The sequence below is a fragment of the Pseudomonas sp. LBUM1658 genome, assembly GCF_059716055.1.
The window spans coordinates 3,075,751-3,096,787 of the sequence record NZ_CP166798.1; the positions used below are offsets into that span (position 1 = coordinate 3,075,751).

16 protein-coding genes are annotated in these 21,037 nt (G+C 57.0%); 6 read left to right on the plus strand and 10 right to left on the minus strand.

The window, feature by feature from the left end:
- Nucleotides 1-254 precede the first annotated feature (254 nt).
- From gnd to ACA064_RS14050, 3 genes are read left to right on the plus strand one after another with little or no spacing between them, the layout of a single operon-like run.
- Complete coding sequence (gene gnd, locus ACA064_RS14040; RefSeq protein ID WP_497673888.1) at nucleotides 255-1,235, plus strand: phosphogluconate dehydrogenase (NAD(+)-dependent, decarboxylating); 981 nt, start codon at nucleotides 255-257, stop codon at nucleotides 1,233-1,235.
- Entirely contained in the window at nucleotides 1,232-2,752 is a 1,521-nt protein-coding gene (gene zwf, locus ACA064_RS14045) for a glucose-6-phosphate dehydrogenase (RefSeq protein ID WP_497673889.1), read from the plus strand. Before gnd ends, zwf begins: the two co-directional genes overlap by 4 nt.
- On the plus strand, nucleotides 2,749-3,579 hold the full coding sequence (locus ACA064_RS14050) for an HAD family hydrolase (RefSeq protein ID WP_497673890.1): 831 nt from the start codon (nucleotides 2,749-2,751) through the stop codon (nucleotides 3,577-3,579). Before zwf ends, ACA064_RS14050 begins: the two co-directional genes overlap by 4 nt.
- Before the next feature lie 109 nt (nucleotides 3,580-3,688).
- Here ACA064_RS14050 and nhaB read toward each other — a convergent pair whose 3' ends face one another.
- Nucleotides 3,689-5,191 (minus strand): sodium/proton antiporter NhaB, encoded by a 1,503-nt coding sequence (gene nhaB, locus ACA064_RS14055; RefSeq protein WP_497673891.1) that lies wholly within the window; start codon nucleotides 5,189-5,191, stop codon nucleotides 3,689-3,691.
- A gap of 285 nt (nucleotides 5,192-5,476) precedes the next feature.
- On the opposite strand from nhaB, the gene ACA064_RS14060 reads away from it, so the two are divergent.
- The gene (locus ACA064_RS14060; protein ID WP_497673892.1) at nucleotides 5,477-6,700 is read left to right on the plus strand and encodes a hypothetical protein; all 1,224 of its coding nucleotides are present in this window, start codon (nucleotides 5,477-5,479) and stop codon (nucleotides 6,698-6,700) included.
- 183 nt (nucleotides 6,701-6,883) lie between these two features.
- Nucleotides 6,884-12,052 (plus strand): dermonecrotic toxin domain-containing protein, encoded by a 5,169-nt coding sequence (locus ACA064_RS14065; RefSeq protein WP_497673893.1) that lies wholly within the window; start codon nucleotides 6,884-6,886, stop codon nucleotides 12,050-12,052.
- A gap of 72 nt (nucleotides 12,053-12,124) precedes the next feature.
- Here ACA064_RS14065 and ACA064_RS14070 read toward each other — a convergent pair whose 3' ends face one another.
- The gene (locus tag ACA064_RS14070; protein WP_497673894.1) at nucleotides 12,125-12,394 is read right to left on the minus strand and encodes a hypothetical protein; all 270 of its coding nucleotides are present in this window, start codon (nucleotides 12,392-12,394) and stop codon (nucleotides 12,125-12,127) included.
- Nucleotides 12,395-12,747: 353 nt separating this feature from the next.
- Between ACA064_RS14070 and ACA064_RS14075 the strand changes: the two genes are divergently transcribed.
- Nucleotides 12,748-14,073, plus strand: a complete 1,326-nt coding sequence (locus ACA064_RS14075) for a sigma-54 dependent transcriptional regulator (protein WP_497673895.1) — start codon at nucleotides 12,748-12,750, stop codon at nucleotides 14,071-14,073.
- Nucleotides 14,074-14,200: 127 nt separating this feature from the next.
- Here ACA064_RS14075 and fapF read toward each other — a convergent pair whose 3' ends face one another.
- The 8 genes from fapF to pnuC all read right to left on the minus strand — a co-directional run bounded on the left by fapF (nucleotide 14,201) and on the right by pnuC (nucleotide 21,002).
- Entirely contained in the window at nucleotides 14,201-15,481 is a 1,281-nt protein-coding gene (gene fapF, locus ACA064_RS14080) for a fibril amyloid transporter FapF (RefSeq protein WP_497673896.1), read from the minus strand.
- 46 nt (nucleotides 15,482-15,527) lie between these two features.
- A complete protein-coding gene (gene fapE, locus ACA064_RS14085) occupies nucleotides 15,528-16,268 on the minus strand; it encodes a fibril amyloid subunit FapE (protein ID WP_497673897.1) in 741 nt (246 codons plus the stop codon).
- Nucleotides 16,269-16,300: 32 nt separating this feature from the next.
- A complete protein-coding gene (gene fapD / locus ACA064_RS14090) occupies nucleotides 16,301-16,981 on the minus strand; it encodes a fibril amyloid maturation endopeptidase FapD (protein WP_497673898.1) in 681 nt (226 codons plus the stop codon).
- Between the two features lie 62 nt (nucleotides 16,982-17,043).
- The gene (gene fapC, locus ACA064_RS14095) at nucleotides 17,044-18,522 is read right to left on the minus strand and encodes an amyloid-like fimbrin subunit FapC (protein WP_497673899.1); all 1,479 of its coding nucleotides are present in this window, start codon (nucleotides 18,520-18,522) and stop codon (nucleotides 17,044-17,046) included.
- A gap of 52 nt (nucleotides 18,523-18,574) precedes the next feature.
- Nucleotides 18,575-19,147: a fibril amyloid subunit FapB gene (gene fapB, locus ACA064_RS14100; RefSeq protein ID WP_497673900.1), complete on the minus strand. Its 573-nt coding sequence runs from the start codon at nucleotides 19,145-19,147 to the stop codon at nucleotides 18,575-18,577.
- 1 nt (nucleotide 19,148) lies between these two features.
- Nucleotides 19,149-19,586 carry a functional amyloid chaperone FapA gene (fapA, locus tag ACA064_RS14105; RefSeq protein WP_497673901.1) on the minus strand — a complete coding sequence of 146 codons (438 nt, stop codon included), beginning with the start codon at nucleotides 19,584-19,586 and terminating at the stop codon, nucleotides 19,149-19,151.
- 331 nt (nucleotides 19,587-19,917) lie between these two features.
- Nucleotides 19,918-20,442, minus strand: coding sequence for an AAA family ATPase (locus ACA064_RS14110; RefSeq protein ID WP_497674241.1), 525 nt, complete (start codon nucleotides 20,440-20,442; stop codon nucleotides 19,918-19,920).
- Nucleotides 20,439-21,002 carry a nicotinamide riboside transporter PnuC gene (gene pnuC, locus ACA064_RS14115; protein WP_497673902.1) on the minus strand — a complete coding sequence of 188 codons (564 nt, stop codon included), beginning with the start codon at nucleotides 21,000-21,002 and terminating at the stop codon, nucleotides 20,439-20,441. The genes ACA064_RS14110 and pnuC overlap by 4 nt, the downstream gene beginning before the upstream one ends.
- Nucleotides 21,003-21,037: the final 35 nt, after the last annotated feature.

Sequence of the window (21,037 nt, forward strand, 5' to 3'; positions counted from 1 at the left end):
GTCACAACGGTGGTTCTGCCGCTCGAGTCTGAGGGTCAGATCACCTTCGGAGCCGATTCTGATTTCTTTTTCAGCTAAAGGGAACTTTTTTATTTTTTATTGTCCGTGTGTCTTCGGCATGATTTCTGACGTTATCCGGCGAATTCGGCCGTTTGATGGGAAACTATGTCCAGACGCTCTGGACTAACCCTTCATTAGCCTCCTTGAGCTATAACCTTTTTTACGTATTTATTTGTAGTTGGGAGCATCAGCACATGCAATTGGGGATCATCGGACTAGGCCGCATGGGCGGCAACATTGCGCGACGCTTGATGCTCGATGGGCACGCCACAGTGGTCTATGACCGCAATGCTGCATTCGTCAGCGCCTTGAGTGAAGAGGGCGCTACTGGCGTCGTGGACTTGCCGGCACTGGTCGCCGCCCTGGAAAAACCTCGGGCAGTCTGGGTGATGCTGCCGGCCGGCGCACCGACCGAAGAGACCATCGACACCCTGAGCCAATTGCTCGACGCCGACGACGTGATCATCGACGGCGGCAACACCTTCTATAAGGACGACATCCGTCGCGCCAAGACCTTGTCGGAAAAAGGCATTCGTTACATCGACGTCGGCACTTCCGGTGGCGTCTGGGGCCTGGAGCGCGGTTACTGCATGATGATCGGCGGTGATAGCGACGTGGTCAAACGCCTTGATCCGCTGTTCGACAGCCTGGCGCCGGGCCTGGGCGACATTCCACGAACCAGGGACCGGGTCGCCGAGGATGATCGCGCCGAACGCGGTTACATCCATGCCGGACCAGCGGGTTCCGGCCACTTCGTGAAGATGATCCACAACGGTATCGAGTACGGCATGATGCAGGCCTTCGCCGAAGGTTTCGATATTCTGAAAACCAAGTCCTCCGAGAACTTGCCGGAAGATCAGCGCTTTGACCTGAATGTGGCCGACATCGCCGAAGTCTGGCGTCGCGGCAGTGTGGTGTCGTCCTGGCTGCTGGACCTGACCGCTGACGCCCTGGCCAGCGATCCGAAGCTCGACGGTTACTCCGGCGCGGTGGCTGATAGCGGCGAGGGCCGCTGGACCATCGAAGCCGCCATGGAGCAATCGGTGCCGGTGCCGGTGCTGTCCAACTCGCTGTTCGCGCGCTTCCGCTCGCGGCAACAAAGCACCTACGGTGACAAACTGCTGTCGGCCATGCGCTTCGGCTTTGGTGGCCATGTCGAGACCCCGAAAAAATGACTGCACGGAAAAAAAAGAACAAGGCCCAACCCGCACCGCCGACCACGCTGTTCCTGTTCGGCGCCCATGGCGACCTGGTCAAGCGCCTGTTGATGCCGGCGCTGTACAACCTCAGCCGTGACGGTTTGCTCAGCGATGGCTTGCGCATCGTCGGCGTCGACCACAACGCTATCAGCGATGCGGACTTCGCCAAGAAGCTCGAAGACTTCATTCGTACCGAGGTGGCCAACAAGGTCGGCAAAGGCGAGGACACTCTGGACCCCGCGTTGTGGGCCAAGCTGGCGAAGAACATTAGCTATGTACAGGGCGACTTCCTCGACGACAGCACCTACCAGGCCCTGGCGGCGAAAATTGCCGCCAGTGGCACCGGTAACGCGGTGTTCTACCTGGCGACCGCGCCGCGCTTTTTCAGTGAAGTGGTGCGTCGTCTGGGGGCTTGCGGCCTGCTTGAAGAAACCCCGGAAGCCTTTCGTCGGGTAGTCGTCGAAAAACCCTTCGGCTCCGACCTGCATACCGCGCAAGCACTGAACGCCTGCCTGCTCAAGGTCATGACCGAGAAGCAGATCTTCCGGATCGATCACTACCTGGGTAAGGAAACGGTCCAGAACATTCTCGTCAGCCGGTTCTCCAACAGCCTGTTCGAGGCCTTCTGGAACAACCATTACATCGACCACGTGCAGATTACCGCTGCGGAAACCGTCGGAGTCGAGACTCGCGGCAGCTTCTACGAAACCACCGGCGCGTTGCGGGACATGGTGCCCAATCACTTGTTCCAGTTGCTGGCGATGGTCGCGATGGAACCGCCGGCGGCTTTTGGCGCCGATGCGGTGCGTGGGGAAAAAGCCAAAGTCATCGGCGCGATCCGCCCGTGGTCCACCCTTGATGCGCGAGCCAATTCCGTGCGCGGCCAGTACGCGGCGGGCGAACTCGACGGCGAGCCGGTGGCCGGTTACCGCGATGAGCCGAAAGTGGCGTCCGACAGCAGTATCGAAACCTATGTAGCCCTCAAGGTCATGATCGATAACTGGCGCTGGGTCGGAGTGCCGTTCTACCTGCGCACCGGCAAGCGCATGAGCGTACGTGACACGGAAATCTGCATCTGCTTCAAGCCTGCGCCCTATGCACAGTTTCGCGATACCGAAGTCGATGAGTTGCAACCAACCTATCTGAGGATCCAGATCCAGCCCAACGAAGGCATGTGGTTCGACCTGCTGGCAAAACGCCCGGGTCCGGCGCTGGACATGGCCAATATCGAGCTGGGATTCGCCTACAAGGACTTCTTCGAGATGCAGCCGTCCACCGGTTACGAGACGCTGATCTACGACTGCCTGACCGGTGACCAGACGCTGTTCCAGCGTGCCGACAACATCGAGAATGGCTGGCGCGCCGTGCAACCGTTCCTCGATGCCTGGAAAGAAGACTCTAACGTTCAGACCTATCCCGCAGGTGAAGACGGTCCGGCCTCGGCAGAGGAATTGCTGAGTCGTGACGGTCGCGTCTGGCACAGCCTCGGATGAGTGAGGTAACCCTACAACCCATCCAGTTCTTGCTCAGTGACATGGACGGCACCTTGCTGCTTCCTGACCACAGTCTCAGTCAGCGCACCCTCTCGGCGGTTCGGGCGTTGCGTGAGGCCGGGGTGTTCTTCAGCCTGGCGACCGGCCGACCGCCCAGGGCCATGCTGCAGCAGATCGAAGCCTTGGGCGTCGATCTGCCAACGGCGGCGTTCAATGGCGGCACCATCGTTCACCCGGATGGCAGCTTTCTGGTCGCCCATTACCTGCCGCGTGACGCTGCAATCACCAGCCTGGAACTGTTTTCCACGGAGCCGGAGGTGGAGGTCTGGGTCTTCGCCGACGGCAATTGGCTGCTACGCGAGCCGAACGGCCCGATGGTTCCCCGTGAACAGCACAGCCTGGGTTATCCGCCCGTGACGGTCGAGAGTTTCGAACCCTATCTGGAGCGCATCGACAAAATCGTCGCCGCCAGCGCCAATGGGCAATTGTTGATTGAACTGGAGGCTCGGCTGCAACCCGAAGTCGAGGGGCAGGCCCAGGTTTCGCGTTCGCAACCGATCTATCTGGACGTGACCGCGATGCAGGCGACCAAGGGGCATGCATTGGCCACCCTGGCCGAATTCCTGGGTGTTGCACTGGAGCAGACAGCGGCCATCGGCGATGGCGGCAACGACCCACCGATGTTTCATCGAGCCGGGTTGTCGATTGCCATGGGGCAGGCGCCAGAAGAGGTTAAGGGTCAGGCTGACGTAGTCACCGGCAGCAACATCGAGGATGGCGCGGCAGAAGCGATTGAGCGGTTTATCCTGAGGGCAGATTCACTGTAGGAGCGAGCTTGCTCGCGATGGACGCAAGGGCGGCGCGTTTATTCAGAAAACACGCGTTATCGTTAACGTCCATCGCGAGCAAAGTCGCTCCTACATTAGCTGATCGGCGTCAAAGCCAGAAGCTCACCCCATACCACCCCAACACCCCCATCACTACGGTGTACGGCAGCGCCATCCAGACCATCCGCCCGTACGACAGGCGAATCAGCGGCGCAATCGCTGAAGTCAGCAGAAACAGAAAGGCAGCTTGCCCATTCGGAGTCGCCACGCTCGGCAGGTTGGTGCCGGTGTTGATGGCGATCGCCAGGGTTTCGAAGTGTTCGCGGCTCATATGACCGGAAAGGAACGCCTGCTTGACCTCAGTGATGTAAATCGTCGCCACGAACACGTTATCGCTGATGGCCGACAGCAGACCGTTGGCAATAAACAGCATGCCTGGCTGCTGCTCCGGCGGCAGGGCCAGCACCCACTGAATCAATGGGGTGAACAGCTGTTGATCGTGGATCACTGCCACCACCGCGAAAAACACTACCAGCAACGCGGTGAACGGCATGGCATCCCTGAAGGCGTTGCCGATGCGGTGCTCCTCGGTGATGCCGGTGAACGAGGTTATCAACACGATCACCATCAAGCCGATCAGGCCGACCTCAGCGATGTGAAACGCCAGTCCGCCAATCAGAATCAATGCCGCCAGGCCCTGGACCAGCAGTGCAGCTCGTTGACGTTGGGTGCGTTCGGCGTTGTCTTCAGCGGCATAGTTGGCCAATACCGCGCGCACGTTATCCGGCAGCAAGGTGCCGTAACCGAACCAGCGCAACTTCTCCAACAGCACGCAAGTCACCAGGCCCGCCACCAGTACCGGCAACGAGACCGGGGCAATCTTCAGGAAGAACTCGGCGAAGTGCCAGCCCATCTCATGGCCGATCAACAGGTTCTGCGGCTCGCCCACCAGGGTGCAGACACCGCCCAGCGCCGTACCCACCGCACCGTGCATCAACAGGCTGCGCAGAAAGGCGCGAAATTGTTCAAGGTCCTGGTGATGCAGCTTCGGCAGGTGTTTGTCGTCGCTGAACTCGCTGTCCTGACGCGGATCATTGCCCGAGGCCACACGGTGATAGACCGAGTAAAAGCCCACCGCGGCACTGATGATCACCGCGGTTACCGTCAAGGCATCGAGAAACGCCGAGAGAAACGCCGAAAGGAAACAGAACATCAACGCCAGCAGTGCCTTGGAACGCACTCCCAACAACAGCCGCGAGAACAGGAACAGCAGCAGGTCCTTCATGAAGTAGATGCCCGCCACCATAAACATCAGCAACAGGATGACCGGGAAGTTGTGCAACAGTTCGTCATACAGCGCCTGGGGCGTGGTCATCCGCAGCAGTAACGCTTCGACCAACAGCAGCCCGCCGGGCAGCAGCGGGTAGCACTTGAGCGCCATGGCCAGGGTGAAAATGAACTCCACTACCAACAGCCAACCGGCCGCCACCGGGCCGACGGTCCAGAGCACCAGCGGATTGAGAATCAGGAAGGCGACAATGCTTGCCTTGTACCAGCGTGGCGAATGCCCGAGAAAATTGTGCGCGAACGCCTGGGCCATTGAACCGGACATCGGCAGCTCCTTGTATTAAGAAGCGCGCAAGGTGCCGTAAGCGAAAGGGAAGTTCAAGGTGCGTTATTGCTTTACGGGGTTATGGCCTCCCGTCTGCATATGCCCTCGAATACTGCTGTCTCGGTTTTTTACGATATTACAACTGTCATATCTGACAGTATCGAACAGCTCAGATGTTCTGTTTGAATCATTTTCGGTGCGTCATGGGTTGTGCTGACTGCCTTGTCAGGCGACACAGGGCGTACACCCGGAAGTGTTCAAACTATAGGGACAGGTGCAAGCATCATGGAAATTCAGACCGTAAAACAGATTGCCCCGGGCCAACTCGACCCGGGTTTTAACGGAAATGGACAGATCAGACCCAACCTGCAGGGCGGCTCGGTCAGGGCCACTGTGTTGTCAGCTGAAGGCGCCTTGACCTACGCTGCCTGGCAGGGAAATGGTTTCACTTTATACCGCACCGATCCTCACGGTATCCCGGACCCAGGGTTTGGTGGTGGTAGTGGGAACACCGGCGAGTGGCAGTTTGTCAACGGCGAAGATGCAAGACCGACGCGTTTGCTATTGCAAAAGGATGGCAAGGTTCTGGTGATCGGCAATAGCATAGAAGGCACCGGTCTCAAGCCGGCAGCGTTGACACGCTTTAATGTCAACGGCAGCCCGGACCTGGTCTTCGGCAGTTTCGTTATTCCTATACCCCACCGTGATTGGGCCTTTGTGGATTGGATCGACGCGTGTCTGCAGGATGATGGAAAAATTCTCGTGGCGTTTGGCTATTTCGCGACTACCTTCGCAGGGTCAGTGCTGGTTCGCCTGCACAGTGACGGTAAACTCGATACCAGCTTCAACAAGGTCGGTTTTGTCGAGGTCGAAAGCCAGGGCAGCACTATCTTGCTTCGTAGCGTTGTGATTCAAGACGGGAAGATCATTGTAGGCGGTGCCACCACATCCGGTCAGCTGGTTCTTGTGCGTTATGATATGGAGGGGAAAATCGATACCAAATTTGGTGACAATGGTTTCGCTTTTTTTGCGACGGCCGGCGTCTCACTCAGCTTTGGGCAACTCATCGTGCAGACGGATGGCAAGCTGGTGATTGCTGGCATGAAATCCGAAGGGGGCTCGAGCACAAAGGGCATGGTGATGAGGTTCACCGTAGAAGGTCAGCCCGATGGGCAGTGGAATGGCGGGCTCCCTGTACTGACCTACGCCGATAGTCCTCTTTTACGCTGGACTTCGTTGGCCCAGCAACTGGATGGCAAGCTCGTGGTGGTCGGTTACACCGACAGTACACTAAATGACCCGATTCCTCGGGATATGATCGCTTGCAGGCTATTGCCCGAGGGTGTTCACGACATCAGCTTCGGCAATCCCGGGTGGGTTCATGTCGGTACGTCAGGAGGATTGTCCTGGGATGTGAAGGTTCAGAGCAGTACTCGTATTATCGTAGGCGGCGACGCTTTCATCGGCAATGGAAGTCGCGGCCCAGTAGTCTACGGGCTTCAGGCCTGAGCCCATGGCGAAGGGTCGCAAGGCCCTTCTCTTCTGACGCCTGACGCAGGCGCGGCCGATGGCTCGGGCGCGTTCGTAAAGATCAAAAGATTACACGCAGCATCAGGAGGTAACTATGTAGTGCCCGCTTGAACGATAAGTGCCGTTAGCTGCTCTCTTTCCAGGATTGAAAGGCAGCATGTGATGGACAACGAATTATTACCCCCCAATGACCCGCCTGTGGCAGGTCAACTCGATCTCTCCACCAGCCAACCGGCCTCGATACCGGGCTCCCGCACAGCCGCCAATCTGGCGATCTTTCTCGAAGCCTCCAGTCAACCTGATGTCGCATTGAACCGTCTGGAAGCTGCGGTCAATAGTGCAAGACTGGCCAGCAGTACCTTGCGAACACTTTTCACCCGGATGCCCGGACTGCGCTCGGTCATCCAAGGGCAACTGGTCGAGGCCTGTGGCGTTGATCCGGATCAGCTACTGCTGACCTTCAGAGAAACGCCTGATGCCAGACCTGTGGTCTACACATTGACCCAGGTAGCGGCGAACTCCCTGCGTGCAGGTCCGCTCGCCAGCGGATTTGAAACACGGGTAACGGGACCCGCGATCAATCAGGCATTCAGGCTCACGGCACAGGCGCTGTTGACTGAGGTGGCTGCAATCGACCTTGCTGGTACCCTTAAAAAGGCCTTGAACCTTTATTGGAAAGGGCTGGCAGAAGATTCAGCGTTATCCCGTGGGGCGCTAGCGGGTCAGCTGCGCGCTGAACTGTTCAGGGATCAGGCAAATCTCGCACACGGCATTGGCGAGTTGTCGGCTGAGGGACTGAGCCTGGTGCAGGCACTATACGATGCTCCGACCCCCGACAAGCGCAGCGCTGCCGGTGCAGAACTGGCGCACCTTGAAGTGTTCGAGCTGTGTCTCAAGGGCCAGGATCAAACACCTGTGCCGTTCAGCGGATGCTTGTTGATCAGTCAGCCGGCGCGACAAGTACTGTTCATGCCCGGTATGGAACAACCCTTTGTCGAAACCTTGAACCGCACCGCACTTGAGGGCAGGGTCAGGGCCTTGTTGAGCTCCCCGCAAAGACATCTGCTTTGGCAGATGTTGCCGCTCGAGTCGCGACAGAAGTTGCTTTCCGGCTTTTCTGGAGAACAACGGCTATTGCCATTTGTACTGGATTACCGTCCAGTGACCAGCCATGCCCTCCATCACAGCGTGATCCAAAGTATCCATACGCAAGCTCGTAATGAGTTCAAGAGCGCGCGGGAGAGCAATCTACCCTCGCTATTCATGGATCCTGATCCGACACTCAGTCAACAGGGTGTCCTGCAGATCACTGATCGCCTCGAAGGCTACCGTGCGCGCATTGCGACGGCATCCGTATCCCGGACTCTCTCTTTTGCCGTTGGCCAACAGATTGCGCTCGGTGTCGAACGAGCTGACGACGATTTGTCTTTCGGTAGTCTCGCGGCCGAACTGGCCGTGGCCATGCGCAGGAAAAAAATCGAGCGACACGAACGTAACTTGCTAGCCTTGCTTAACGAACACGGCTCGGAAAAGGATACTTCGGGATACAGCCAATATCTCGAACGCCAGGCAGCGCTGCAAGCCCACCACTTGAATGCGCAACAGGTCCTGGCGGGGTTGGGCGAAAACCTGACCACCTTGGAGTTCTGGACGCAGAGGCATGAACACACAGGGCGCGAACGCCAGGAGGAAATAGCCTGGTGCAGAACAGAAGCATTATATGAGGAGGCAGATTTCCAGTTATTGGAAGGCCAGTTGGACGAAGTCGATGTGGCGCGGCTGGATATGGTGCTGCAAGCCAGTGTCGAGCTTGATCCGGAGCAGAGTGAAACCCAAGTCTTGAGTATCTCGATCGGCCCGGATGATCCAGGGTACGAGTTGGCCGGCGCGCTGGTGGTGACCACCTGGAGCGCCATGCGCAATCCCGATGCAGCCCATTCGTCCTTGCTCTACCTGCCGGGAGCGAATGGAGGCCTGGAGAAATTTCGCTCATTGGCGGCGTTGAAGCTTCGCCTGGGCCGCGCTCTGCGGGGGCAGTACGGCGCGTACCTCTGGAGTTACATCAGTGTTGGCGATCAGCAGGCCGTCAACGATCTGCTGAAAATTCTGCCGGTTTCCACGCCGGCCCCCTTGTCGTTAACGGCAATCAAGGGACCGGCAATGGAACACAGCGTGCGCCGCCAGTTGGCCAGTTACCGGCGGAGTCTGCTCGAGGTGGCAGGTGATCCACTTACCCTTGCAGAACTCGGTCAAGCGTTGGAGCGCAACCTGCGGGTGCCCGAGCATGTGGCCAGGGATCAGGCATTCGACAATATCGCCATGGCGCGCCTGAGCCTGTCGGTGATTGAAAAAGAGCATGAGTGGTTGTTGAAAGTGGCGCCCAGGGTTCGCGAGGAATATGTGGCGTTGCTGGCGCGCTACGCCCAGAGCAGCAACATCCTGGCGGCGAAACTGCAAACCTTGCCGGCATTGCTGGATTTCGCCCGAGACAGGCTCAAGGAGCAGCTGGAAAAGGATGGCCTTGCGGATCTGGACATTGAAGCGCCACTGCTCGATATCCCCGACCATGCCTCGGCAACGCTGATCTCCGGCAGGTTCACCGACAAGATCCTGTTATATCTGGGGCTGCGCGAAGACATCCTCGTCAGCAAAACACGGCAGGACTACAGCCTGTTGCAATTGGCCCTGGAGAACATCGATCGGAAATCGCTCGGCTCGTTGCGCTTTGGTCAGGTGCGGGTGCTCGACAAGCGGTGGGAAGCGCAGCTGAACGGACTTTACCTGGTGACAACCATCAGTGCACTGGACATTCTTGGGCAGTACGAGAAACTGATTTTCCAGACCTGCTACGGCAAGCCTGGACCGGCCATTACCCAGACAGAATCGCTCGCGGCGCAGCTTATTACTCGTCCTTATCGGCAGCGGGCAGAACTGGAGCTGATGCTGGCTCGTCTGAACGGGCTGTCACCTGTAGCCATTGCTTTGTTCGAGACGGCCCTGGCTGCCCGAGATGCTCGCGACCTGCAGAAGAACGGCTTTGATCTTGAGTTGCGAGCCCCGGTACTGGCGTACGTCGGAGCCTGGATTCATCAGACTTATCTGAACGCCATTGTGCTGATTCATGACAAGACAACCGACAAGACCTTGCTCTATATCAGTACATTCGACAACGGCCGGTGCCTGATCGAGCACGACAGTCTGCAAGCTGCCGAAAACTATCTGATGACGCTGATCCGCGACCCTGTCAGGTTCGAACCCTGGGCGAAAAAAGTCGATCCCGATATCGACTTCAATGCGCTGAAAAAGGTGATCGACATCACAGTAAGTCGCTATCCACGGCGTTGGCTGACCTCCGCCGAACTTGATCTGTGTGAACTGGCGCTGATGCTGGCCCATTCCTATGTTTATCGGCTGCTGGACCGGGCGAGTCTACTCGGGCGCTCCAAGGCGGATCTCGACACCCTCCGCAAGCAGGAAGACTCCGCCCGAAACTGGGGCTACATCCGGATGGGGCTTTCGCTGGTACCGGTGGTGCAGATAGGCGTGAGTTTCTATGAGTTGTTTCAAGCGATCGGTCATCTGTATCGAGGCGGTAGCCGGGAGCAAATCCTGGAGAATGTCGAAGTCGTGGTGCTGTCATCCCTTGAAATTCTGATCAGTCTCATACCGGTTTCATGGGGGGTAGCCAAAGGTGGCGCATTAAAGATCTCGTTGAGCAGCCTCAAGCGACAACAACTTCTCAAGGCCAATGGTCGAGCCGCATTGCGTCAGGCAACCGGCGGCAAGAAGAACTATGTCATGACCTCCTTTGATGGCTATGAATCCGGGATTTCCCTGGACGGCGCTGTAGCTCTCACCGGGCCCGTCGACCAAGGTAGCTATATGAAGAATGGTGTGCAGCTGATTCCCAGGAACGGCCATACTCACGAGGTTTACCGAGGTGCGGGCGTTCTGGTTCTGAAGAAAACCGCGAAGCGTCAGATTGAGCGAGCGGTCAGGCTGGATGAGTTCGCAGAGTGGCAGTTTCAATCTGCTTATGGCCTTGCCGGAGGCGGTGGCAGAGGCAGGCCACGCAAGCGCCCGGGTTCGCCGCAGCCAGGGCCGAGTGGAGGAAGCAAGCCCGCCACCCAAAGGCCGGTTGTCAGGACGACCGAAGGTGGGAATCCCGTGTCAAAGCCACTGGGTCAGGCCTTGGTCGACGCTATTTTTGAACAGCAATTACGTGTCGAGCCTCTTCAGGAAAACTGGATACTCAAGGGGTTCGACCAGCTCATCCAAAACCCCGGCCTGATTGAAACTTACACGGTTGTAAGCCGGTTTCGTCAGTTTCAGGCGATAAAGATAGGCCAGTTTTATTATGAAGTGCTGCTGACCTCTGATCCTTCACTCGTTTTTGTGAAATCTCCGGGAACATTATCAGCATGGGATATTCTCGATTTACACCGTTGGGTCGACGGCCCAGTGTCCGAGCAGCCTCTGCCGGCGTATTTTTCCAGCATGGGGAAAAAATGGTTTCCGCTCGATCCTTTGCTAGAGCAGGGCAAGCATCTTCATAGCGTGATCCACAGAGCTGTCCCGACGCTGACAGAGGGTACCAGCAAAGCCATCGAGGCTTGGCTGGTAGCCCGTCAGGACCCGTCAAGTGGCGAAATTACCGGAAACAAACTGGCGAATTACTGGCAGGCGCAAAGGAACTGGAGCCGGGTATCGGCGATCGAGGTAACACCGCTCAACCTTCTGGAAAATCTGGATCCTATAGCAGTAACGGCGGAACACATGTCGATCAGACAGCTCAAGCCGATTCCCTATGGAGAACTTGAGGGTATCGATTTCCGATTGGATGCAGGGAGAGCGGCGAGGTTTACCGGGGCAGAGTGGAATGGTCTGGCCACACACGGTAAAAACGCCCGGGCAAGTACAGTTGTTCAAGAGAAGCTGACGGAGCTGGGATTCGTTCATCAAAGTCTGGAAGGTCCCAGCAGTTCAGGGGCATCCAATGCTCTACTGGCAAGGCTCCCAGGCAGTGAGACTATTTACTGCATAGCGGTAAGGCAAGCACGGTATACGACGACGACACTGTATGGCAAAGACCATCTTGTTTTGTCGAACGGCTGGATAGAACGCTTACTTGGAATGTATCCGGCAAAAGACTATTCGTTGGTCGGGGATCTTGCGGTGGCTTACCGTAATAATAAAATCATCAGGATGCTTGCCGGGGTGCAACCCAGAAAAGCCGATGGCGGCACCTTCCGTAAGGTAGAGGCGCAAGTACCAGCTGATTGGGTGATTTTTTTCAGACGGTTGGAGTACTCATCGCAAGTAGCGGGGTAGGGAGCCGGTAGTCGCCCCGGTGTCCTTTAAAAGTGTTTTGCGGATCACCCCAGGTGATCCGCAACCTTCACTTTATCGCGGCATTGCCCAGGATTGCAGTTCATAACCTTTCTTGTTCAATTCGGCGCGAGCCCGGTTCAGCACATTTTCCAGTTTCGCCGGATCGGTATAGGCACTGCTGGGAATTTGCTTGTGACCAATAATGGGCGTGCAGGTCCGGTCGATGACCGTCAGGCTGAGCTCGCCGTTACCATCTTGTGGGGCCCAGGCGACGCATTGAAAAGGTTCAAAGGCGTGGCCGGCAATCAAAAGTGCTTCGTTGAAACGGAGCGGGGCGTTCATGTCGTTATCTCTCGAAAAGCCCAAACAAATGATATGCCGTCCGTGGGCTTCCTACCGTCCGGCTGGTTACTTGTATTGATGACTCGTTGGTCACACAGGTCACATGCAATTACAGGATTTCTCAACTTCTTTCGTTTGAGGCTCTAAAACAAGCATTTCGAAAGCTGAACGAAAGGTTTTAATTCGTTAGGCCACTAACCAAGCCGGTTCTTATAACGAATTCATGGCCATTAGGTATTAGCCCTATAATCAATCGGTACAAGGTAGTGTCAAGTTCTTGCTAATGTTACATCCAGGTCTGCCAAATGACTGTTTCTAATAACATTTCTTAAATTTGGCGCCAAGGAACAGTCATGATCGAAGCGCCTGCCCTACGAAGATTGCTAGTGGTCGATCCCTGTGACGATTGTCACCGATTACTGCCCGGTTTACGCACAGTCGGCTGGGACGTCGACAGCTGTACCCTGGAGTCTGCCGCCGAACACCCTTGCGATGTCGGTCTGCTGCGTCTGCAGCCGTTTCACCTGGAGCGACCGGAGGCGGTCAAGGAGTTGATCAGCCACAGCGGCACGGAGTGGATCGCTGTGCTCAGCCAGGACGTTCTGCGATTACAGAATGTGGGCGATTTTGTTTGTGAATGGTTTTTTGATTTTCACACCTTGCCGTTCGATGTCTCCCGGGTCCAGGTGACCCTGGGGCGGGCCTTCGGCATGGCGCGGTTGCGCGGGCAAGGCTCGATACACGTCGACCAGCCGGAACATGAGTTGCTCGGCGACAGCCGACCGATTCGCGAATTGCGCAAGCTCTTGAGCAAACTGGCACCTACCGAATCGCCGGTGTTGATTCGCGGCGAGAGCGGCACCGGCAAAGAGCTGGTGGCAAGAACCCTGCACCGACAATCGCAACGCCACAGCAAGCCGTTCGTGGCGATCAACTGCGGTGCGATCCCCGAACACCTGATTCAGTCCGAACTCTTTGGTCATGAAAAGGGCGCCTTCACTGGTGCTCACCAGCGCAAGGTCGGACGTATCGAAGCGGCTCACGGTGGCACGCTGTTCCTCGACGAGATCGGTGACCTGCCATTGGAGCTGCAAGCCAATCTGTTGCGGTTCCTGCAGGAAAAACACATCGAACGGGTCGGTGGCAGCCAGCCGATTCCAGTCGATGTACGGGTATTGGCGGCGACCCACGTCGATCTGGAAGCGGCCATCGAGAAGAAGCGATTTCGTGAGGACTTGTATTACCGTCTGAACGTATTACAAGTCGTCACCGCGCCATTGCGCGAGCGCCATGGTGACTTGTCGATGCTGGCCAACCATTTTTCCCACTTCTACAGCCAGGAAACCGGTCGGCGTCCGCGCAGTTTCAGTGAGGACGCACTGGTGGCCATGGGCAAACATGACTGGCCGGGCAATGTGCGCGAACTGGCCAATCGGGTTCGCCGCGGGTTGGTGCTGGCCGAAGGGCGGCAGATCGAGGCAAGGGACCTGGGTTTGCTCAGTCACCAGGCCATGGCCGCGCCGATGGGCACGCTGGAAGACTACAAGCGCCGGGCAGAGCGCCAGGCCTTGTGCGATGTACTTAACCGCCACAGCGATAATTTGAGCATCGCCGCCAAGGTGCTGGGGATATCCAGGCCTACCTTCTACCGTTTGTTGCACAAGCATCAGATACGTTAGACGCAAGATCAAAAAATCTAAAGATCAAAAGATCGCAGCCTTCGGCAGCTCCTACAGGGTGAACGCATTCCAATGTAGGCGCTGCCGCAGGCAGCGATCTTTTAATCTACAACTTTGTTGTTGTGGATTAGAAGTAGTACGGGAATTTCAGGCTGAAGGAAAAGTCTGGCGAGTCGTCGGTCAGTCCGATGGACAGGTTGGGAACGATCGTCAGGTTATCGGTTGCTGCCAGGGTCATGCCGATGTTGAAGTTGGCCGAGTTGTAATCGCTGTTGGAAATCGATTGCCAATCGCCACCGTCCGGCTTGATCTTGCTCTTGCGGGCAAACTGATCGGTGAACGAGAACGACATACTCATCTTCTCGTTCAAGGCGAATGCAATGCCGGCGCCGACCTGCCAGGAATCGCCCAGTTTCACGTCCCCGGGCACCTTGGAGTTGACCTGAGGGCTGATGTCGCTGAAAGAGTCTTGCATGTTGTAGGTGTAGGCCAGGCTGCCGAACAGCACGGCCGGGTCGAAGGTCTTGACCAGCGAGATACCCGGGGTGATCGACCAGACACCATTGCCGGTAGGCAAGTCATCGGGTACCGAGAGGTTATCGTTGTTCGGGTCATTGACCAGCTTGATGCCGTAAGGGTCATCACCGGTCGGCGCCTTGACGCGCAGTGTAACGACCGCGTCGGGCAGATTGGCCGACTCATCCAGAAACTTGTAAGCAACGCCAAAGTTCACATCGCCGATGGTCGGGTCGCGGGTAACGGTTGCGTCCGACGTCACCGGGCCTGCGCCACCGGCGCCACCGGAGGAATATGTTGATTCGCGATAAACCACGGGGACGTTAATGTCGAACTGCCAGCGTTGTCCCGTGTTGTAGCGGGCGGTCAGGTCCAGTGTCCAGTTGTCGGCCTTGATGCGGTCGAGGTTGATGCTGCCGAGGAAAATCGAGTCCAGTGCCAGAAAGCCATTGAGCGTCAGCGCACGGGTATCGTAGTGCGTGTAGGTCAGGCCGGTTTCGACGCTGAACTTGCCGCCACCGAAGAAGCCGCTGGCTTCGTCATACAGGTTGGAAACGCTTTGCGCAGGCTCCGAATCATCCTTCAGCGATTGGCCGTATGAACTGCCTGCGGTTCCCGGCGCACCTGCGGCCACCGTCTGGCCACCCCTGGTCGTTTCAGCGGGGGATTTGGTCAGGCGTTTGGGAGCAGGTGTCGCAGGTGCTTCTTCGACTTGGCGCACGCGTTGCTCGAGTACCATCAGCGCGTTCTGTTGTGCTTCGTAACGCTGTTTCAACTCCATGAGTTCTTGTTTTAGTGCTTCGACCTGGGGGTCCGGTGCTGCGCATAGCAGTGTGGCCGGGGCCAGGCTACTCAAACAAACAATAGCTCTGAACGTTAACGATCGGTGCATGGGTTAGCCGTCCCTTCTGACTACATCTGATGAGACTGAGCGTAGATCAGAATCCGAGAGTGCGAAGACCTTTGAGCTGGTCCAGATTGCCGTTCAGCGACCCGGCTGTCGGCACGTTGTCACGCAGCACGACATTGAGGGACGTGAGGTTCCTGACCTGGTTGCCACCGCCGAGCAAAGTCGTGTTCTGCATCAGCCCACCCTGGGCCAGGCGTTGTACGGTACTGCCCTGGTTGTTGTTGGCCGCGATGTTGAGTTGCACACCAGTACCGGTCGAGGAAACGCTCAGCGAGCCCGCGCCATTGGCACCGACCAACGTCGAGCCTGCGGCCAATGCCTGGCCCTGCTGTTGCGTTGCTGGCGCTTGGCTAGCCTTGGTGACGTTGATATCAACGTTGTTGTAGGCGGTGTTATTGTCGCCGGCAGCACGCACGACTTGAGTGACGCCTTCGGTGCTGTTGAGGCCGCTGCCGCCAGTGACGGTACCGGTGCCTTGCGAACGCGCTGGGCCATTACCTTTTTCGTCGATCATCGACACATAGAACTGTGGCTTGATGGTCGATTGTTGAATTTGCATCGAGGAAGTTGCCCCGATCACGTCACCGTTGGCATTTTGCCAAGCGCTGGTCATGACAATGCCGAAACTGATGATCCGTCCCGGCATGACATAGCGGCCTCGCAGGTTCGCCAATTCCTGATCCTTCAGTTCAATGGGTTTGAACGTCTGTGCCTGGGTCGGCAGGCTGGCGGCCAGGCAAACCACGGCCAGCCAGATTGGAGTCTTCATTGGATGCTCCCGGAGCGTCGTGCTCCTTGTCATTAGAAGAAGTCGCTTTGGATGAATCCGAAATCCATCAACTCTGCGTCTTGCACCGGGGTGAAGGCGTTGATGCGGTTCTTGGCGGTCAGTGGCATGGGTGGGTCGAGCAACGCATTGGTTTTGTCGTAGCCCTGGCCGATGACGGCAAAGACGATGCCGTTCCAGCCTTTGACAAAGTCGTCGACTTTGTAACGTTTATGACCGAGTACCGGATCTCCGATATATACCCAGCCCTTATGGACTCTTTGCATGACCACAAAATGTTTGTAGCCACGGATATCCAGGAGTACCACAACCGGAATTCTGATATCGCTCAACGTTTCCTGCGCTACCCGGTAGCCACGGGCCCGCATGCCGATACTTTCCACGTAACGCTTCATGTCGAGCATGGAGAAGCCCTGGACGCGGACAAGATCTTGATCGGAGTGTGACAGCATGCCTTCGATGATTTGTTCTTCGTTCACGTCCAGCCAATAGGCCTGGCGCAATATGGTCGCCAGCGCAGCTGCGCCGCAACTGAAGTCGGTTTTCTGTTGCACCAGGTCGGCAAATTTGCGCTCGCGTATGCTCTGGATCGGCTTATACACCACCGCGCCGCCCGGCAGGACGGAAAGCGGCATTTGTGCAGCCTCGATTACACTGGCCACGCAAAGCAAAAATGCCAAGGCGATAATGCGCATGGTGGGACGCCTTCTGGTTGTGTTGAAAAAGGCCCCCATAAGGGGGCCTCCAGAGACAGCAATTAGAACGATTGGTTGGCAATGGCCAGCGAGTTGCTTTGTTGGTTACCCACACCGGCAGCCACGTTGACGCCCAGGTTGCCACTGCCGCCATTCACCGAACCGCTCAGGGTTGCAGTGTTGGTCACAGGGTTTGCCCAGCCAGTTGGAGTCAGCACTTGATAGGAGTAGGTGTTGCTCAAATCATATGAGCTGCTTTCACTGTAGCTTTTCGCTTTGTCGTACGCAGATTCGGACGATTTATTACCCGATTTTTCGTACGAGGAGGCGGTCGATTTCTCGTACGATTTATCGAACGATTTTTCGAACGAGGAATCGCGCGATTTGTCGTACGAGGAATCGCGAGATTTGTCGTACGAGGAGTCGCGCGATCTGTCGAACGAGGAGTCGCGCGATCTGTCGAACGATCTGTCTATCGATGCGTCAAGCGTTGCGTCAAGCGATGCGTTAAGCGATGCGTCGGAAGACCTGCTGCGGGTGCGATCGCCAAAGCCATTATTGAAGGTAACGGAACTGGCAGCCGCCGCAGCAGCGTCCAAAGTAGCGCTCAACGAAGCATTCAAAGAAGCACTCGAAGAACCGCTGGCACTACTGCTGTTGGAACCGCTCGCATTGCTGCTGTTGGAACCGCTCGCAGTACTGCTGTTGGAACCGCTCGCATTACTGGCGCTAGAACCGCTTATATCAACGCTTTTGGAACCGCTGGCATTAAAGCTCTTGGAACCGGCCGCGTCCCAGCTCGAAGAAGCGCTTTTACTGCCGCTAGCCTCGGATGATTTATCGCGAGAGAAACTACCGCTGGCCGTGTTGGTAACTGTCAGCGTATCCACGCGGTACGTCCGATCGGCGTTGTTATTCACTACCAGGCCAGGACCGGTTTGATTGGCAGAGGCTGTGGCTGTTGCGCTACCGAGCGGGGCATTGGAGTTGGCAATTGCCATGGTGTTTTTCTGTTGGTTAAGGTCGCCGCCAGCAATGTTGATACCCATATTGCCGTTGCCGCCATTGGCCGATGCGCTCATCACGGCAGAGGCTGTGCTGGAGTAGTTGGTGACCCTGTTATTGTCGCTGGTTTGCGTGACTCTAGCGGTGGCAGTGGCATTGCCGAACACGAAGCTGTTATCGAGACTGGATTCGGAGCCAGCGTTTGCGATGGCGGCCGCGTTGTCTTGTTGGTTGCCGTTGCCTGCAGCCACGTTGACGCCGACGTTGCCGCTCGAGCCTTCGGCAGAGCTGTTCATCTCGGCTTCGTTCTCAGTCCCTTCGTTGCGGATGCGGTTGTCGGAACTGCTCTGCCTATCCGACGCATTGGCAGTCGCGTTGACAGGGATCCTTGTTGGAGGAGGGGTTTGTTGGTTGCCGTTATGATGGCCATTGTGGTGGCCATTGTCACGCCGATCGGTCTGCCCAGCCTGTACAGCAACAGCCATGACCGCAGCAATTGCGAAAACCAGAGGCTTGATTGCCATCGAAGGTTTCATGGTGATTCTCCGTACTTTATTTTAGGTTAAGTGTTGTTTCTACCTGTTTGGGTCAATCCACGACCCGGACGCTCAGGGTGTTGGCCGTTCGGTTTCCCACCCCGGCGCTCTGATTCAACTGGATCACCCCACGGCTACCGGTGAAGGCCTGATCGCTGGTAGCGACCTGGCGATAACCTGGTGCAGAGTCAGTTGGATCGGAGTTAGTGATCAGCGCCACGTTCTGTTGCCTGAGGACGCTGTCGTCGATACTTTGCGGCTGTGTACTGATGCTTATCCGCAGGGCATTGGCTTGCTGGTTGCTGGCGCCCGCGCTCTGGTTGACGCCCAGTACGCCGTTGCCGTGGCTGAAGGAGTCGCCTTGAATGCTGGATCGAGCATCGATCCTGGGGTCGACCTGCGTACGCAGCCGTTGGCGAATCTGTGTGGTAGCACTGGCTCCATGGCCAATGGCGATGGCCCGGGCGTTGGCCTGTTGCTGCTGATCGCCCGCAGCCTGGTTGACCGAGAGGTTGCCCTGGTACTGCATGCCCGAACCGTCGATTTCGGCGTTATTGATGACGGGAGATTGGGCAAAGGTCGATGCACTGCAAAACATGGCGATAATCAGCAGCGTACGATTCATCTTAACGGTCTCCCGTTACGATTTTCAGAGCACCCAGGCCTTGCTGGATGTTTGAATTGACCATGTTGGCAATACCGTTGCCCGAATTTCCCGAACGTCCAGCGGGGAGGTTGGAAAGCTGGGTCTGGTTGGTGATATTGCCGCCCAGGTTGTTGGTGCCTTGAGTGACCAGGTGGGAGCTGCCTGCACCACTGGCGATGCTGGCAAAGTCGCCGTCGCTCAACTCGTTCGTTTGCCTGAGGATATGTTTGGACGGGTTGGCATTGACGGTCGTGGGGTCAGGGTCGGGAATCAACGGCGGAATCATTGCGTTGCGCGGTTGGACATCACGTTTGATAAGAATGACGCCGTTGTCAGCCTGTACAGGCAGGCAGAAACTTGAGCCCAGTGCGCATCCGATCAGCAGGAGGCTATAGATGCTTTTATCAAATTTCCCCACGGCGGCAATTCCTTCTGTAAGTGGAACGCTTTCCCTTATCAGCGTTGCGAGGAAGAGAGCAGAAGGTGTGCCGGTTTTTGTTTTTCTTTTAAAAACAGTTGGTTGGCTTTAATCGTCGAGGTGGTCAAAAAAATTTTGTAACGCCACTGAGACAGAGCCACGCAAAAGCGCCGTCCATACTGGCGGCATTGCTCGCTAAGGGCGCTGAAGGCAGGTTGTATCAGTGGCTTAACACTTTCTTGCTGGAGTGCTCGGGCCGCTTTAGCTCGAGGGTTTGCGCAGGGGTACGTGTTTCAGGAATGGACATTTGCGGCAGGGCGGGGTACCCCTGTCAGGCCTTGAGCAAGCGCGTCACAGCCTCGAATGCCGCGTCCTTGCGCTGTTTCCAATCACCTTGCAGTACCTGGCAAGGCTGGCGGTGCAGGTCAAGCCATTGGCGGCTGGCCTGGAAAAACGCCTGGCGTTCTGCCAGTTGCGGTTGGCAACGCTGCCCGTCGTCATGCCAGGCCACGGTTTCAGGGCTCAGCAGCAAATGCAGGTCGTAGTGCCGTGCCAGCAATGCTTGCTCGATCCACGTCGGGCAAGCGCCAAACAACGTGCGACTCCAAAGGATATTGCTTAAGAGGTGCGTATCGAGAATCAACAGTGACGGTTGTTTGGCGCGTGCTTCATCTTCCCAGGTCAGCTGGCCATGTGCTATGGATGTAATGTCATCGTAGCGGGTCTCGCGGGCTTCACTTTCGATGAAATGCCGAACGTACTCACCGACCAAAATGCCGCCAAAATTGGCGTGAATCTCGCTCGAAAGCCAGCTTTTGCCGCTGGATTCCGGCCCTGCCAGCACCAACACCTTCATGGGCACAGCAGCGGATCGCTGCGCCATGTGCGCCAGCCTTGAATGGCCAACAGGGCGAACAGGCCATACAGGACAGCAGTCAGGTACATCCCCTTGTACAGGAACAGGCCGACGAAAATACAGTCCAGGACGATCCACAGCGGCCAGCATTGCACGCGTTTTTGCGCCATCCACAATTGCGCCACCAGGCTGAATCCGGTCAGTGCGGCATCCAGCCAGGGTTGCGCGGCATCCGTCCAGTGGGCCATGGCGGCCCCCAACAGCAGGCTGCCGATGGCGCCGGCGGCAAGGCCGAGCAGCATCGGTTGAGTGGCCAGTTGACTGACTTGCCGTCCATGATGGGCCTCGCCTGCACGAGTCCATTGCCACCAGCCATAGAGCTGTAAAGCGGCATAGATCACTTGCAGGAGCATGTCCGAATACAGCTTTACCTCAAAGAAGATCCAGCTGTAGAGCGACACCATGACCAGACCGATCGGCCAGCACCAGGGGTTCTGTTTGACTGTCAGCCACACGGCGATGACGCCGAGGGTAGCGGCAAACAGTTCAAGCCCGGACATAGGGGTTCCTTGGGGGAAGTCGAAGAAGGGGCGGA

Coding starts and splice junctions, on each gene's coding strand:
- gnd (WP_497673888.1), top strand. CDS start 255: ATGCAATTGGGGATCATCGGACTAGGCCGCATGGGCGGCAACATTGCG.
- zwf (WP_497673889.1), top strand. CDS start 1,232: ATGACTGCACGGAAAAAAAAGAACAAGGCCCAACCCGCACCGCCGACC.
- ACA064_RS14050 (WP_497673890.1), top strand. CDS start 2,749: ATGAGTGAGGTAACCCTACAACCCATCCAGTTCTTGCTCAGTGACATG.
- nhaB (WP_497673891.1), bottom strand. CDS start 5,191: ATGTCCGGTTCAATGGCCCAGGCGTTCGCGCACAATTTTCTCGGGCAT.
- ACA064_RS14060 (WP_497673892.1), top strand. CDS start 5,477: ATGGAAATTCAGACCGTAAAACAGATTGCCCCGGGCCAACTCGACCCG.
- ACA064_RS14065 (WP_497673893.1), top strand. CDS start 6,884: ATGGACAACGAATTATTACCCCCCAATGACCCGCCTGTGGCAGGTCAA.
- ACA064_RS14070 (WP_497673894.1), bottom strand. CDS start 12,394: ATGAACGCCCCGCTCCGTTTCAACGAAGCACTTTTGATTGCCGGCCAC.
- ACA064_RS14075 (WP_497673895.1), top strand. CDS start 12,748: ATGATCGAAGCGCCTGCCCTACGAAGATTGCTAGTGGTCGATCCCTGT.
- fapF (WP_497673896.1), bottom strand. CDS start 15,481: ATGCACCGATCGTTAACGTTCAGAGCTATTGTTTGTTTGAGTAGCCTG.
- fapE (WP_497673897.1), bottom strand. CDS start 16,268: ATGAAGACTCCAATCTGGCTGGCCGTGGTTTGCCTGGCCGCCAGCCTG.
- fapD (WP_497673898.1), bottom strand. CDS start 16,981: ATGCGCATTATCGCCTTGGCATTTTTGCTTTGCGTGGCCAGTGTAATC.
- fapC (WP_497673899.1), bottom strand. CDS start 18,522: ATGAAACCTTCGATGGCAATCAAGCCTCTGGTTTTCGCAATTGCTGCG.
- fapB (WP_497673900.1), bottom strand. CDS start 19,147: ATGAATCGTACGCTGCTGATTATCGCCATGTTTTGCAGTGCATCGACC.
- ACA064_RS14110 (WP_497674241.1), bottom strand. CDS start 20,442: ATGAAGGTGTTGGTGCTGGCAGGGCCGGAATCCAGCGGCAAAAGCTGG.
- pnuC (WP_497673902.1), bottom strand. CDS start 21,002: ATGTCCGGGCTTGAACTGTTTGCCGCTACCCTCGGCGTCATCGCCGTG.